Here is a 15,262-nt window from a genome sequence, read left to right as displayed (position 1 = left end):
TTGGATGAAGAGGTTGAATGGCGCCTCGGAAGGGGCATATAATGTAAAGGTGAGAGAATCTGCAAGATTGGAGATGAGAGCATGACACTTGGCCAAATGCTTCGAAATGTTTCCATCGGACTGCTATTCGGCATACTGGCAATTGGATTACTGCCGTTTCTGGTCATTTTCAACTGGGCGGAGATGCTCAATCTTGTCGAACTCGAAACCTCGCCATTATTTATGCTTCTAGGACGATTTTTTAGACCGACCGATCGCAAGAACAGAACGAACAGTCCGGAGCAAAAACAAGATCTCAATCAATAAACGAGCAGCAGCCTAAACCGTTTGCACGAACGGACACCCGGGAGAGCACCTTGATTTAAGGTGTCATTCTTCCGGGTCTTTCTTTCTCGCTTAAACGAGCGATTTATAGTAAAATGGGGCGATGCAACACTATACGATTATGAGGTGCCTTTATGTCCATTAGCTTCACCACATCCATTATCAGCCGCTTAAAAAGAGAAATCGCTGAAATGCAAAAGCAAGCCAGCAATGATAAAAGCAAAAAAGAGAAAGCTCTCTCTAAAATAAAACAGCTGCAAAAAAACATCAAAATGAGCTCTTCCCCCACCGATCTTAGCAGCAAGATGACTCAAATTACGAAATTAAACGAAGAAGTAGCCAGAATTGAAGCTTCGCAGACGGCTATAGCTAAACAATTGACCGCAAAAAATGCTGAGCTGCGGCAGCAGCTTGCAAAAAACGAGCAAAACAACAATAAATAACTTCAGTTGCGAGACCTTTCACAAGATCAAATGAGCTTGTGGAGGGTCTCTTTACTTTCCGCTTGATACGGTGAGATTGTCCATTCCTCGTATACTTTAACCAAACGCGAGCATCCTATTGAAAAAAAAAGCAGGGTGGGGATTGTATGCATACAGTTTGGAAGGGTGCGATTAGCTTTGGATTGGTTCATGTGCCAGTGAAAATGTTTACGGCAACAGAAGACAAGGATGTACATTTTCGCCAAATACATAAAGTTTGCGGCATGCCTATCTCGTATGTTAAAACTTGTCCACACTGCGAGGAAGCCGTTAAACCTGAGGATATAGCCAAAGGGTTTGAATACGAGAAAGACAAATTTATTCTCTTTAACGAAGAGGAGATTGAAGCCTTAAAGCCAGAATCTGCAAGGGTTATTCAAATTCTCGACTTTGTAGACTTAACGGATATTGACCCTCTGTATTATCAAAAAGCTTATTACCTCTCCCCTGACATGTCAGGGGCTGGGGCCTATACGCTGCTGCTTGAGGCAATCAAACAAACAGGTAAAATCGGTATTGCCAAAATATCGATTCGAAGCAAAAGCAGCTTGGCGGCCATTCGAGCCGTCGGAAATTGTTTATGCATGGAGACGATGCATTATCCCGATGAAATTCGACCACTAACGGAAGTCCCTAACCTTCCTGAGCTCGCGAATGTCAATGAGAAGGAGCTGCAAATGGCCAAACAGCTCATTGAGCAGCTGTCCGAACCATTTCATCCCGAGAAATATACCGACGATTACCGGGCAGCCATGCTTGAGGCCATTCAGCATAAAATGGCGGGTGAAAGCGTCGACATGGTTTCAGCTCCAGCTGCTGGCCGTACAAATGTAATTGACTTGATGGCTGCGCTGCAAGCTTCCCTTGAAGCGGCCAAAGTACCGCCAGCTGCTCCAAAAAAACGGAAGAGCACCGCTAGAAAAACGAAGGATGCCGGATAATGACCACGATGTCACTGCCGAAGGTGCCCATGGCGCCTGTCACTTCGCCCGATATCCCTATAGGTCCAGAGTGGAGATATCAAATCAAATGGGATGGCGTTCGCACGCTCGCACGATTAGATGGCAGCGGTGGTGTTGAACTATTTTCCAAAAGAGTAGAGCCGCGAAATACCACATTCCCTGAAATCGTTGCTCTCTTGTCTCCGCTGCGTGTTGGGCCCTGCATCCTTGATGGTGAAATCGTCTATTTTGACGGAACTCGGCCAAACTTTCAGCGAAGCCGCCTAGGCGTACAGAAAAGATCAGGCAAAGATGATCTCCTATTCGTCATGTTTGATATGCTCAACGATAACGGCGAGGATTTGCGCAGCCTTTCCTTCCGTGATCGGTACAGCAGACTTGCAGCCAAGTTTCCAGAAAAGACACCGCGGCTGTTTGTCACCGACTTGTTTGATGACGGACAGTCCCTATGGGAATGGCTTATCGAACGTGAGTGGGAAGGCCTCATATCGAAGCGTCTGGATAGTCCATATAGCGAGGGCAAAGGCCATAAGGATTGGTTCAAAAAGCGTAAAGAAGTGCGGATCGTCGCAGACGTTGTCGGTGTGAAATTAAAGGACGGACTCGTATCCAGCCTCGTGCTGCAATATGATAATAAATATATCGGCCATGTATCGGGATTAGATAATGCCTCCAAAAAATTGCTGCTCCAGTTTATGCAAGACCATCCGGGGGATTGCCCCTTCCCTTCGCTCTCGCAGGGCATGAAGAAATCAGACGTTGTTTGGCTTGCCGTACATTTTCCATGCAGGGTGACCGCGCTAGAGTTTACGGATTCTGGCCTGCTTCGACAACCAAAATTACTTGGTTTCGGTATGGGAGACGATAAGCCTTAACACTAATGCTCAGACAGCTGCAAGCTGTACTAACATGTCTGATACCTCCACCTAAAAAAAGACGAGGCTGTCTCAAAAGGTTATAAACCTTAAGGGACAACCTCTTCTTACATCTCTACTCCTTAAGCCCTTCATATATCGCGCTCAGCAGCCGGTGTGTTTCGTCGCAGCTGTATTCCCAGAACATCACGCCGCCAAGATCATTAGTCTTAACGTAATCGCATTTGTGCTGCAGCGATTGTTCGTCGTCGTAGGAGATAAAGCTGCTTCCGTCGTAGAGGTACGGCGCCTTGGCTTCGTCGTCCCAATATCGAACATAATTGTTTTTATCGATGTATTCCGCTGCAAGTTTGGTGAAATCAGGTCCATACCCGCCAGTGCTTCCAGCCATTTGATGAAGCCCATTCGCACGATTAGGAACGTCATGCCAAATCCGAGTATAGAACGCCGCGCCAATAACGATTTTCTCCTTCGGCACTCCTGCACGGATAAAGAGATTAACGGAAGCATCCGTACTGATGCGGAATAAATCCCCGGTAGGCGTATACAGATTTGTATGATGACCCGTCAAAATTTGAAACCCACCGCGCATATCGTACGTCATCAGCTGAACAAAATCCAAGTACTTCTGCGCTTGATCCATCTCCGTACCGTCTACATAATATTGATCAGCACCTGCTGCAATGGTGAGCAAATAATGCCTACCGTCGCTTGCACCTTTTTGATCCAGTGCTTCACGTATGGTTTTGAGAAGCAACGTAAAGTTTGTCTTATCATCAGCACTCGACGCGATGCCAGCTTCACCATAACAAGGGTATTCCCAATCGAGGTCGATCCCGTCGAATGGATATTGGGTCAATACATGAACCGCCGACTCCGCCATACGGTTTCTCCCCTCAACAGTAGATGCCGCTTCGGAAAATCCGCCAGCACTCCAACCGCCGACAGATAATAGTATAGTAAGCTCTGGATGATCACGTTTGATCTCCCGAAGAACATCCATATGCTTCAAATGGTCCGTAGTAATCGCATCGTCCCGCACATGGCCAAATGCCACATTCAAATGAGTTAATTTCATCAAATCTTCTCGTGTCATGTCTGGAAGCTTCGAATCTGAAGCATAACCCGCCACAATATATTTCCGACTCGTCATTACTTATCACTCCGTTTCGTAGGTTGATGCCATATGCTAGTTATAATCTGCAATGCTTCTTTCCCGGTTCCGATCTTGTATCCTGATGCTGTATAACGAATTTGATCTTGGCCATCCAGCACGAGCAGATGCGGGAAACCCGCTTCGCTAGCTGGCGGTTCAGCTATAAAGTTCGGTAAAGACGCGTAGGTGGAATCTCGTACAAACAGGGCGCAAGATGGCAGGCCCGGATAACGGGAAGGATCAAACGATGCCGTCCATTCGGAATCACCTACAACGAGAACGATTGGTGCTCCAAGTTCTGTCAACGGCTCTGCCAGCTCGCTTATTTCACGGAATAAATGTTTAGTAGGCTCGCGTTCAGGCTCCAGCCAAGCGACAATTGCCCCATTCATGCCGATAAGTTCACCAATCGTTTTATCGGAACCGTTCAGCAGCGTAAACGTATCGTTTCTGTTCAATGTCCCGAGTACGGGCATCTCGAGCATCGTCCTCCGGAACGTCAGTGGAATATCTGTTTGTTCTCCCGCACGAACTTCGAAATACGTAAAGCGTACGCGAGTGGTACCATCCTTAAGACGTGTACCTGCGGTCAATCGGTAGCTGCCTTGTTCCAACTCGAACGGCTCATCGTATACATCCGATTTCCCATGGGGATAGACCAGCGTTTTATACAAGCCGCTCTCCAGCCGGGCGAACGTAAAATTCTCAGAGTACGAAGCTGCCGGAGCTTCTACGGATGACTCGCTATCCCTAAGGAGCAGCAAAGTCCCGTTCTCCTTCTGCTTCAATTGCAGCATCGACCGATGCGTAAATAACGCATCCTGCCAGATGCCATCCGCCATATATTGCGGCTTCTCCTCACTCGGATGCAAGCGTGCTGGAATGCCAAGGCTGCGGCAAATCGCCACAAACAAAATATCGAGAGAAACCTGATCCCCCTTCTTGATCTTGAAGGTGCCAATCGGGTTGCCCCTTCCCTTCAGATTGGGGAGGTCTTCCCAGACATCCCACTCAGCATCCAGTCTGCGAACGAGCTCAGAAGCATCTTTCCGGAACGATACTAACTCTGCTTCGGTGAATATCTCTTGGAAATAATGCTTATAAGGCACGATCATTTCATATAATACTCGTGGACAAAGAACATACCGTGAGAATATTTCTTCCGGAAGCTCACCGCGCTGTGATAGCGAGCCAATCAAATGATCGTCAAGCGCATGGCGGAACGTATCGGAAAGATCCTTCTCGTTCAAGCTCTCCAGCAGCCTAAGCGGCCATTCTCCATATTTGGAGGAGCGTTCCTGCAAGAACGCTGCTATCTCGCGGCTATTCCCGCGCGCTTTGCGCAGCACTTCCCACACCCGCTCCTCAGGAAGGCCAGCAGCCTTGGCAATATCCGACGCTTGCTCTTCGTTCAGAAATGTATGCTCATAGTTACTTCGGATGTTCGTACCTTCCTCGAGGCGGCTATTATGCCGCTGAATCTTCTCCTCGGGAAGCGGATCGAGAGCTTCACCATTACGTTCAGGCGGTGGAACCATATCGAAGTCTCTTATCCCATCAGGCTGCTGCACTTGATCCAGAACTACTTCAAAGTGCTCGCTATGACCAACCGTAATCTTTTCTTCTCCCCATCGGCCATCCTTTACTGCACGGATCATCAGATCACCAAAGCCGGTCTTGAACGAAGCCTCTCCCTGATCATTCGTCTTCAGTGCAGCAATCGGATAAAATTCAGCCATATTGTACAGCTCAAAATAAACATCTGCACCGCTGACTGGCTGGCTTAGCTCATCCTTCACAACAACGGTGATGTGCTGAGTAGGCGCATAACCTTCCAACAAATTGATTTCTGTAAACCATTTATCGGCGAGCGTGATGTCCTCAGGGCCCGGATAATTCGCGAAAACCCGAGTATTGATCAACATCGCCCGGCGGGCAGGGGGAGTGAACCAGCCTTGATCAAGGCGAGCTTCCGGCTCGCAAGCGCCAATATAGCGCCACTGTCCATCAGCCCATGCTTCCACCCATGCGTGGTTATCATCACAATGCGCCCAGCGCGGGGTGTACACTTGGCGGGCAGGAATGCCAATACTCCGAAGTGCTGCAACCGCAAGCGTTGATTCCTCGCCACACCGGCCCCGAGCATTTCGCATCATCGTCAGCGGCGAGATCGTCCGCAAATCACTTCCAATGTAGTTGGCTTTCTCATGGCACCAGTAATTCGTCTCAAGAATCGCATCGGCCATCGACAAATGCGCCGTTCGATCCGCTAGCTCACTGTACAGAATACCGCGTGAATCCTCGATATCCTCCGTATTCACGCGGTATGGCAATACGAAATGCAGAAAGAGATGATCCGGAACAAGGTCTCCCCAAGGCACCCGCCCCCGAATGTCCAACGTTTGCCGCACATGGTTTAGAAATAATGAACCGTCATAGTCAGCCATATCGTTTACTGGCATATAAGCGAACAAATATTTGAGCGCCCATGTCTCTTCTTCAGTCAGCTGCTTCTGAAATATATCGAACAAATCACGCTCTCTCGCCTTAGCGAGCTGCTGCTTCTCACGAAACTTATGTTCAATCAGCTCCATCGATGTTTGCTCTAATGAGAATACAGAGGTTTGTTTTGTCATTCGTACTCACTCCTTCCATAGCTTTCCGTCTTCTCTAATGCAAAAGCTGGACTTCCCGTCGCTAGACGGCGTTGTAATTTGAAACATGGAGCGGGTCGTTTCAATGACAGGGGTTACGCTCCACTGCTCTCCGTCACTCATCAATGCTTCTGCATCCGCAGTAAATACACCGTGAGTGGCAAAGTAATTGCGCTCACGGTAATAGAGCTTGCGCAGCTCCCACTTTATGCGTTCATCCGGCGGCTGCTCGAACAATTTCGGACCGTCTTCTCCTGCGAACACGACATAACCCCATAGCTCAGGATAGTGCATATTAATAAGACCCATAGGCGACCAAACCCAGTTATCCTCTGGATATGATTTTCCTGTGTCCGGGTTGATGATCTTGCGGTATTCGTCATCTTTCACTTCTACGCGCCATTCAACACGAGAGAAATTGACGCGCCAAAACTCGCCATTCGCTGGAGCTCTGCCGTCTGTTGCGCATTCCCGTAAGCTTTTCCAAGGCATAGCTACCTCAATGCTCCATTTCCGATTCACTGCTTCCGGCTTGTTCAGCTCTCCATCAATATGAACTGCCGTCTTAAGCCCGCTAATATCCCAGCCATTAACCGGAGGACCTCCGTCACGATATGGCTTAACTAGCAGCAGGTCCCACACCGTGTTGAGCGCATTGATTTCGAACTCGTAGTAGTTATGACTGTCTCCGTCCGGATCGATGAAAATTTCAAAATCATTATCATAAAAAATAACCGAATCCCGTTCCGTCAATGTCGCCCAAATCTGATCTTCAATCAGTTCCGCAGCGAAATAAAAATAGTCTTCATCCCACATCATTTTTACGCGGGTCTGCTTAGCAGGTTTTGGACGAAGATCGCCTTCGATATCAACAAAATCGTCTGTCCAGTCCGCCGCTGCCCAGAACGGCTTATCGACACGCCCGTCGAGAACAAGCGGCTCTGTCGCGCGACGGCAAATATAATGTTTCGGAGCATACTCGATGTTCGGCTCCTGCAATCCGCCTAGATTCATGTTATCCCTCCGTTTGAATCAAGCACACATTCATTCCAGAAACGGCGCAAGTTGTCCATTGCGATGCGGGAGGCGGATTTGCATTCTTCCATGCCTTCAAATTCGATGGTCATATAACCATCGTAGCCCGATTCCTTGATGAGCTTAACGATTTTGCGGATCTCAATATCCCCTTGTCCAACAATCGCCCCGCGCAAATAGTTCCCGTTGGAAGTCAAAAACCAATCACCATCGCCCGGATGCTGATCATACGGACGGAAATAGAAATCCTTGAAATGAATAAGTGATGCGTAAGGCAAGTTTTTCTTAACGCCGATAATCGAATTCTCATCCACGCACATGAAGTTGCCGATATCGAGTGTCGTCTTGAAATTCGGACGGTCTACCGCATGAAGAACACGCTGAACGCGGTCGCTGGATTGTACGCTGAACCCGTGATTTTCTATCGTCGTTGTTATGCCATATTGCGCTGCATAGTCCGCGATGAGCTGACTTCCCTTCACCATGAGATGCAGATGCTCCTCGAACCACTGAATCGTCATCTTCTCTTGTGGAATAGTGAAGGCGGTAACGTCATGCCGCAAATGATTCATGCCAAGCCGGTGCACAAGATCAACATGCAGCTTTACTCTGGCCACTTCCTCTTCAAACAGTTGCTCCGTATCCTGAACGAAGTTTGCCGGCATTGAATAGTTGGAAAGCGCAATGCCAACCTCCTTCGCTTTCTCACGGACAGCATCCGCCAGCTCAGGGTTGTCCACTAACGTATAGCCGTATGGAACAATCTCCATATGTTCACCGCCGTTATCCGCTATCCATGAGATCGCATCTAGAATGCTCATCTCACCCGATTTTATGGCACTTAATAAGCTATAAGAACTTAATCCAATTTTCATCGTTTCTTCCTCCTCAGCAGGCAAAGTTAATGGCTAATTATGCGTTACAACAGCACCAGAACCGCCATACATATCCAGTTCTTCATCAAATTCAAGCTTTAGTACAGTCACTTGATTATGCGTGTCTTCTGCTGTCAGATGAATCCATGTCGTCCCTGGAATATTGAACCACGGCACTCCGCCATGAATTTCATGCGTAAGCTCCTTGCCGGAATGGAGCACCGTAATTTTTTTAATAGGATTGCATAATCCTTTCAGGCACACATTTTCTTTCGGATCATCATACACAAAGAGATACAGCGTTTTTTTATCTCTCGATATCGTGCTGCCACCCAAATAATAACGGGTCATGATGCCTTCATCCGTTCCAAACACCGCTTCTTCGTGCGTTCGAATCCAATCACCTAGTCCGAGTAAAATATGCTCCTGTCTCTTATCTATCGTTCCATCTTCCATAGGCCCGATATCAAGCAGCATATTGCCGCCTAAAGTGATGCAATCGCAGAACATTCGAATGATTTGATTTAATGATTTATATTTATCGTCCGTCGGCACATAGCCCCATGAACTATTAATGGTCGTGCAAAATTCCCAAGGACCCTCCGGCCGTGTAATCGGAATTCCTTGCTCCGGCGTCTTGTAATCCCCGTGACCTTGCAGGCGCGAGTTGATCATAATGTCCGGATTAAACGATTGAAGATACTGCTTGAACTCGGGTAAATTCCACTGCTCAGCGCTTCGTTCCCAATCGCCATCGAACCAGAGCAGATCAACCTTCCCATAATTCGTTAAAATCTCTCTCAGTTGATCATTGTTAAACTTCAGAAAGGCATTCCATTTTTCTTCATCCTGAACACCGTCAACCGGGCTCGAAAATTTGTTAACTTTGCTCAAGTCATCCGGCACCTTGCCGCCTTCAAAAACAGATGGATAATCGGGATGCGACCAGTCGATGAGCGAATAATACATCCCAAGGCGAATCCCTCTTTTCGTAACGGCCTCGGCATATTCTTTAATCAGATCCCGCTTTGCCGGTGTTTTCTTCACTACGCTCAGGTCGCTGTACTGTGTGTCAAACAAGGCTACCCCGTCATGGTGCTTCGTTGTAAGAACAGCGTATTTCGCTCCCGATTGTTCGATCAAATCAGCCCATTTGTCCGCATCGAACTTCGATGCCGTGAAACCGTCCAATTGTTTCATATAATCCTCGTAACTCATTCTTCCGTTATAGAAGGACCATGACTCCGAGACACCATCCACAGCATAAATACCATAATGAATAAAAATACCTAGTTTAGCTTCCTTGAACCATTGCTGCATAGTAGGTTACCCCTTTCGATTATTGAATCCGAAATACATGCGCTATCGGTGCTTGATCTGAGCATTCATTCACTGGTAAACGAACAATAATGCCGTTTTCCGTTCGGCTATACTGCAAATTGTCTTGTCCACCAACGAGATCGATCTGGCTGAAAGACTTCTGTACAGGGAGGTACAATTCCTCTTTCACAACTTCTTTCTCATCTTTGTACATATAGAAAGCGTAAATCGTATCGCCTTTTCTCGTAAAATGGCAATTGTCTGCGGAGAAAGGCTCACAAATTCGTGTTCCATAGATTGCCTCGCCGTAAATCTTCAACCATTCGCCCATCCCTTTAATACGGGTTATAGCGGTTTCAGAAAGTCTGCCGTCAGGCTGCGGCCCAACATTCAGAGCAAGATTGCCGCCTTTCGCAACAATTTCAACGAGCAAATGAATCAGCTGCCGAACGGTCTTATATTTGTCCTCATAACGGAAGGAGAATGATGTGCCTAATGTAATACAGCTCTCCCATGGCACGTTAAGCGGACGCTCTGGCAATGTCTGCTCTGGCGTAATGACATTTTCATACGGCCCGCCAACGGTACGGTCAGCCGAAAGCAGCCAAGGCTGGAATTCCCGCGCCTTCTCAACCACCTCGCCTAATCTAATATTTTGGTCGCGGTAATCATTAACCCACCCTGCATCGAGCCATAACATATCGATACGGCCATATTTCGTCATCAACTCCATAATTTGCGCATGGGTGAATTGAACAAATTGCTCCCATAAATGTGGATATTGCTTCGGATCATAAGAAGGCCCTCGCGACGTAAACGTCCCGCGCTCCATTCCTGGTGCCCAGTAGTATGGCGTATGCCAATCAGCCTTCGAGAAGTAAGCGGATATGGCTAACCCCTTTGCCCGAAACGCATCAAACAGCTGCTTGCAAATATCAGCGTATTTGTGCGTATGGAAGGGACAGTCCTGGCTTGTTATCCGGTAATCAGTTGTATGGGTATCCCACATGCAGAAGCCATCATGGTGCTTGGTCGTGAAGTTTAAATATTTGAAGCCATTTTCTGCTGCCAGATCTGCCCATAGCTCAGGCTGGAAGCGGAGTGGATTAAATGTTTTGTTTAACCCGAAGTACTGCCGCTTCAATTCCTCAGCGTCAACATCCCAATCAATGCCATCGCGTGACCATTCCTCATCCTTGTCACTAAGTGCCCATGATTCAACCACGCCTAACTGAGAATATGGCCCCCAGTGCATCATAAGACCCAGCTTCTGATCCTTGAACCACTCAAGCCGCTCTAGCAGAAGAGGCTCCTCCGGCTTTACCCACTGCTCTTCACTGCTATAGTTGTGAACACCTTGTTCAACTACTTGCTCAAGTTCTTCTGTTATCTTTATTTCGCTCATGGTTTACCTCCAATGTAATTGACCTATCGTAAAATGAACATATATTGCATTCTTATGCGCTATGTCCAAATTGTAAATTTGTTGCTATGATTAGAAGCGATGAAATGAGCAGGTAGATCATAGGGGGCAAAAATATATGAAACTAAACTACTTCAAATCCAAACTGTTTTTAAAGTACATCTGGTCCTATTTGTTCATATTGCTTATCCCATTAGTACTTATGACTATATTCATCTATCAAAACGCTGTTACCAATCTTCGTTCGGAGATTGAACAATCCCGTCTCAGTCAGCTAACGCAAACCAAAGTCATCATTGATGGCCGGATGAAGGAGTTAAGTGAAATTGCTTCACGCGTCGCCTATGACAAGAGACTGACACCGTTTCGGGTTCATGATTCTTATTACAGCGGTGAAGCCATTCAAGCATTGGATCAATACAAAGCAACCAGCTCTATCATTGGCGAAATGTTCTTGTATTTTCACAAGGATGAAAATATTTATTCTGCGAAGGGTCTGTCCAGCATGGACGTATTTGATGATAGCTTCAAATTCTCCAATTGGAATAAGGAAAGCGTTTTCCAAGACTTGAACAACGTTAAATTTCCAACAATGCGTCCAGCCGATTCAGTTGTTCGCAACACCCATTTGCAGGAATCCATGCTCGCTTATCTTGTTCCGATCACACCCTTTAATCCTAATCCTCACGGAACGGTGATGTATCTGATCAAGGAATCGGAGCTTACGAGTTTAATCGATTCCATTCTAGGCAAATACCAAGGGTTAACCTATATTCTCGATAACCAAGGTCAAATTCTTGTAGACAATCGACAAGGTGAAGCCTTATCGAATGCGGAAGCGAAGTCCTTATTTGACCTCGCGCCTGGCATTCACAACAAAACATTAAATGGCAAACCGCACTCCATCGTATCTGTAAAATCAGAGAACAACGGATGGACGTATGTGACCGTCATGCCGAGCGCACAATTTTTCAGCAGCGTTGTGCATGTCCGCAGCTTCATCGTGATGTTATTCATCATCGTCGTTATTGTCGGTGCTGCAATTGCTCTCTTGCTGGCTAGAATGCAATACCAGCCGATCTCTACGCTGGTTGAGTTCGCAAATTCTAAATTCAAACCAAAGCATACAGAAGACAACTCTACCGCAACCGGCAATGAACTTGATCGAATTCGAACAGCGCTGCAGGAATATAGCTCGCGAGTCGATCTACAAGAGCCATATGCCCGCAATCACTTTCTGTCTATGCTGCTTAAATACGGGAATGCGCAAAGTCTTGCGCCAGAGATTCAAGAAGCTTTTGACCTTCATTTCGACCGCACTCATCACTTTGTTATGGTGATAGGATGGGGAGAAATGGATGATACGCAGGAAGAACGACAGGAACGGCAAGAAATGATTGAGTTGCTCTCCCAGATCGAATTCCCAGAGCTTGATGCACATGCCTATGGCGTAGAGCTCCCTCAACTGGATCAACTCGCGCTAATTATCAGCTTTAATATGAACCAAACGGAGCAGGAATTCGCTCCTGTTCGTCATATTGCTGAGGCGGTTCGCTGCAATATGCTAGAGACATTCGATGTCACACCTACCATTGGCGTTGGAACCTGTTATTCAAGCCCAGACCAGCTGAATCAGTCCTTTATTGAAGCTTGCTCAGCGTTTGAATTGCGATCATCTAGCGGCCATGGCACCGTCAATTATTTCGAGAAGCTGCTCTATACGCCGGATCACACATTCTGGATACCGAATAACTCACTCCTCAAGCTCTCTCAGAGTCTGAAGCTAGGAAGCTATGATGTAGCTGCACAAATCATTAGTCCGTCTATCCGCAGCCTGCAATCATCTGAATTGTCCGCTTTGCTCAAGCGCTGTATATGCTTTGACATTTTGAATACGATGCTGAAAACCGCATCTGAGCTTGGCATTCATAATTTAACACAAGAAATGGCTCCAAATATGATTTACAGCCATTCCTTGGATGAAATCGAGACTGGCTTTCTGAATCTCGCCTCCCGAATCTGCAATCAAGTGGAGCGCAACAATCAGAAGGAAGAGCAATCACAGATCGATCGGATCGTTTCCTATATCGATGAGCACTTTAGAGATAATACGCTCAGTCTAGAAACGATAGCCTATGAGTATGGCATTTCGCCATCGCATGTGAGTCGTTCATTCAAGGAAAAGATGGGCCTTAACTTCATCCAATATATTTGGCAAAAAAGAATGGAAGAAGTTATGCATCATTTAAAAACGACAAATGCTCCGCTTAAGGACATCATTATTCAGGTCGGTTATTTGGATACGCCTAACTTTATCCGCAAGTTTAAGAAAGAAACCGGACATACGCCTGGTCAATACCGTAAGCTGTTCTGGGAGAACGAACAGGCGCAATTGGTGTCCGATTCGGATGATGAATAATAGACAAAACCCGGTCATCATCTCGCATGACCGGGTTTTTGCTGTTTCTGGATTCATGCGCTTGTTGGTTTATTTACCTATGAACTATCTGTCGTAAGCGCTTTGATAAAGCTCAGCGATACGGTCGCCGCCCATTTTTTTAATTTGTTCTAGATACTTGTCCCAATTGGAGAGCGGCTCCTGGCCCGTTACGAACTTCGCTTCCATCTGTGTAACGTAAGTGTTCAAATCTGATAACAAAGCAGAAGCCTCAGTTTGCTCTTCATTTGTCAAATAAACGTTAGGGTAAGGCGGTTTTGCGATTGGTGTAAGTTTCTCTGCATTTTGCTTATCGATCCATAGATCGAATTCGCTCCGAAGGCCTACGGCAACATCGCTTGAGTTCATACCCGGCGTAAGAATACCATAGTTTGGTGTCATCGTTCCGCGGTATTCTTCACGGTCGATGCCGCCTGGAACAGGAAGCCATTCCTTTTCATGCGTTTCCTTGTTTTTATATTTCCACAGAAGGTTCTCAGGACCTTGATTGAACAAGGTAGCACCTTCATAGCTGTATAGGTAATCTACCCAACGCATCGTTGCCTCTGGAGCCGGATTGCTGCTTGTGATGGCGAAGGTACCATTCGCTGAAATACCAGGGTGCTTGCCATAGACAGGAGAATCAGCGATTTCACTTTTCACCGGCGTCATCAACGGGTTGTCTTCGCTTGGTTCGCCGCCTAGCGTAAAGTAAGGGTAATAGTCGTTGAACAAAGCAATTTGATTGTTTTTCCCTTTTGCTTTCTTCTGTTCACCCGTTTGCGAGAAGGTCTCGTGGTCCAGCAATTCCTCTTTCCATAGACGGTTCAGGAACGTTAAATATCCTTTGTAACCCTCTTCTTGTGGCGTGTAATGTACTTTGCCATCCTTATCGGCATAAACGACCTCATCATAAATGCCCCAGAAACCGAGGAAGTACATGCGCAAATCGTTCAGTTTGTCGGATGTGAGCGGAATTTCATCCTGCTTACCGTTTCCATTCGGGTCTTCAGTCTTAACACGCTTCAGATAGGCGTACAGCTCTTCTGTCGTCTTAGGCTCTGTTGCCCCAAGAGTTTTCAAGAACTTGCCGTTGTACCACATCGGACCGCGGTACCAGACTGCTGCTAAATCAACGTTCGGCAGCGCATAAATATGTCCGTCTGGCGTGGTGAACGACTTGCGGATGTCCGGATGATCATCAAAGATCTTTTTGATATTTGGCGCATAGCCTTCATCAATATATTTTTCAAGAGGAATAAGAACACCTTGAGTTCCGTAAGTGACTTGTTCTGCAGGTTTCAGATCCGCTGCATAGAACATATCCGGCAAATCTCCGCTTGCAAATACTAGATTTTTCTTGGTCGCAAAGCTGTCGATCGGGGCGTTCTGGTATTCCAGCTTAATGCCTGTCAATTTCTCCATCTCTTGTAGTACAGGCATTTTGTTCCAGTCAGCAACGCCAACGTCCTGTGACATCATCTTCAAGGTAATCGGTTTACTGACAACCGGAAACCCTTCTTTGTTAACCCCGTCAGCCGTTTTGGATGCGGACGTTTCGGAACCTGCATTGCTGCTATTCGTTTTCTCCTCATTGTTCGGCGAACCACAAGCTGCTAATACGGAGACGAGCACCGTCATGCTGAGTAACAAAGATGATGCTTTTTTTAGCTTTTTCATCCAAAATCCCTCTCCCTTTTTCATACTATTTATGAGCAA

Annotated in this window: 12 protein-coding genes; 5 read left to right on the top strand and 7 right to left on the bottom strand. The window is 46.7% G+C overall.

From position 1 onward, the window contains the following. The first annotated feature begins 81 nt into the window (after positions 1-81). The 4 genes from AC787_RS21845 to AC787_RS21830 all read left to right on the top strand — a co-directional run bounded on the left by AC787_RS21845 (position 82) and on the right by AC787_RS21830 (position 2,643). Positions 82-306, top strand: a complete 225-nt coding sequence (locus tag AC787_RS21845; protein ID WP_054026719.1) for a hypothetical protein — start codon at positions 82-84, stop codon at positions 304-306. Positions 307-458: 152 nt separating this feature from the next. After that, positions 459-767, top strand: a complete 309-nt coding sequence (locus AC787_RS21840; protein ID WP_054026718.1) for a hypothetical protein — start codon at positions 459-461, stop codon at positions 765-767. Positions 768-913: 146 nt separating this feature from the next. Continuing rightward, positions 914-1,747, top strand: a complete 834-nt coding sequence (locus tag AC787_RS21835) for a Ku protein (protein ID WP_082360902.1) — start codon at positions 914-916, stop codon at positions 1,745-1,747. Beyond that, positions 1,747-2,643: a hypothetical protein gene (locus AC787_RS21830; protein ID WP_054026717.1), complete on the top strand. Its 897-nt coding sequence runs from the start codon at positions 1,747-1,749 to the stop codon at positions 2,641-2,643. The genes AC787_RS21835 and AC787_RS21830 overlap by 1 nt, the downstream gene beginning before the upstream one ends. Before the next feature lie 115 nt (positions 2,644-2,758). Here the strand turns inward: AC787_RS21830 and AC787_RS21825 are convergent, their stop codons facing one another. From AC787_RS21825 to AC787_RS21800, 6 genes are read right to left on the bottom strand one after another with little or no spacing between them, the layout of a single operon-like run. Next, entirely contained in the window at positions 2,759-3,796 is a 1,038-nt protein-coding gene (locus AC787_RS21825) for a glycoside hydrolase family 18 protein (protein WP_054026716.1), read from the bottom strand. Next, on the bottom strand, positions 3,796-6,435 hold the full coding sequence (locus AC787_RS21820; RefSeq protein WP_054026715.1) for a transglutaminase domain-containing protein: 2,640 nt from the start codon (positions 6,433-6,435) through the stop codon (positions 3,796-3,798). Before AC787_RS21820 ends, AC787_RS21825 begins: the two co-directional genes overlap by 1 nt. Before the next feature lie 6 nt (positions 6,436-6,441). After that, on the bottom strand, positions 6,442-7,467 hold the full coding sequence (locus tag AC787_RS21815) for a carbohydrate-binding family 9-like protein (RefSeq protein ID WP_054026714.1): 1,026 nt from the start codon (positions 7,465-7,467) through the stop codon (positions 6,442-6,444). Further along, entirely contained in the window at positions 7,464-8,363 is a 900-nt protein-coding gene (locus tag AC787_RS21810) for a sugar phosphate isomerase/epimerase family protein (protein WP_054026713.1), read from the bottom strand. The genes AC787_RS21815 and AC787_RS21810 overlap by 4 nt, the downstream gene beginning before the upstream one ends. 33 nt (positions 8,364-8,396) lie before the next feature. After that, entirely contained in the window at positions 8,397-9,683 is a 1,287-nt protein-coding gene (locus tag AC787_RS21805) for an alpha-L-fucosidase (RefSeq protein WP_054026712.1), read from the bottom strand. 19 nt (positions 9,684-9,702) lie between these two features. Continuing rightward, the gene (locus tag AC787_RS21800) at positions 9,703-11,088 is read right to left on the bottom strand and encodes an alpha-L-fucosidase (RefSeq protein ID WP_054026711.1); all 1,386 of its coding nucleotides are present in this window, start codon (positions 11,086-11,088) and stop codon (positions 9,703-9,705) included. A gap of 136 nt (positions 11,089-11,224) precedes the next feature. On the opposite strand from AC787_RS21800, the gene AC787_RS21795 reads away from it, so the two are divergent. Continuing rightward, positions 11,225-13,525, top strand: a complete 2,301-nt coding sequence (locus AC787_RS21795; RefSeq protein WP_054026710.1) for a helix-turn-helix domain-containing protein — start codon at positions 11,225-11,227, stop codon at positions 13,523-13,525. Between the two features lie 84 nt (positions 13,526-13,609). Here AC787_RS21795 and AC787_RS21790 read toward each other — a convergent pair whose 3' ends face one another. Beyond that, the gene (locus AC787_RS21790; protein ID WP_054026709.1) at positions 13,610-15,223 is read right to left on the bottom strand and encodes an extracellular solute-binding protein; all 1,614 of its coding nucleotides are present in this window, start codon (positions 15,221-15,223) and stop codon (positions 13,610-13,612) included. Positions 15,224-15,262 lie beyond the last annotated feature (39 nt).

It is taken from the genome of Bacillus sp. FJAT-28004 (assembly GCF_001280845.1).
GTDB lineage: Bacteria > Bacillota > Bacilli > Paenibacillales > Paenibacillaceae > Pristimantibacillus.
The sequence above is the reverse complement of the archived record's forward strand: the minus strand, read 5'-3'. Positions and strand labels throughout refer to the sequence as shown.

Bases quoted from the DNA above. Each gene is read 5' to 3' on its own strand.
- AC787_RS21845 (WP_054026719.1), top strand. From the start codon at position 82: ATGACACTTGGCCAAATGCTTCGAAATGTTTCCATCGGACTGCTATTC.
- AC787_RS21840 (WP_054026718.1), top strand. From the start codon at position 459: ATGTCCATTAGCTTCACCACATCCATTATCAGCCGCTTAAAAAGAGAA.
- AC787_RS21835 (WP_082360902.1), top strand. From the start codon at position 914: ATGCATACAGTTTGGAAGGGTGCGATTAGCTTTGGATTGGTTCATGTG.
- AC787_RS21830 (WP_054026717.1), top strand. From the start codon at position 1,747: ATGACCACGATGTCACTGCCGAAGGTGCCCATGGCGCCTGTCACTTCG.
- AC787_RS21825 (WP_054026716.1), bottom strand. From the start codon at position 3,796: ATGACGAGTCGGAAATATATTGTGGCGGGTTATGCTTCAGATTCGAAG.
- AC787_RS21820 (WP_054026715.1), bottom strand. From the start codon at position 6,435: ATGACAAAACAAACCTCTGTATTCTCATTAGAGCAAACATCGATGGAG.
- AC787_RS21815 (WP_054026714.1), bottom strand. From the start codon at position 7,467: ATGAATCTAGGCGGATTGCAGGAGCCGAACATCGAGTATGCTCCGAAA.
- AC787_RS21810 (WP_054026713.1), bottom strand. From the start codon at position 8,363: ATGAAAATTGGATTAAGTTCTTATAGCTTATTAAGTGCCATAAAATCG.
- AC787_RS21805 (WP_054026712.1), bottom strand. From the start codon at position 9,683: ATGCAGCAATGGTTCAAGGAAGCTAAACTAGGTATTTTTATTCATTAT.
- AC787_RS21800 (WP_054026711.1), bottom strand. From the start codon at position 11,088: ATGAGCGAAATAAAGATAACAGAAGAACTTGAGCAAGTAGTTGAACAA.
- AC787_RS21795 (WP_054026710.1), top strand. From the start codon at position 11,225: ATGAAACTAAACTACTTCAAATCCAAACTGTTTTTAAAGTACATCTGG.
- AC787_RS21790 (WP_054026709.1), bottom strand. From the start codon at position 15,223: ATGAAAAAGCTAAAAAAAGCATCATCTTTGTTACTCAGCATGACGGTG.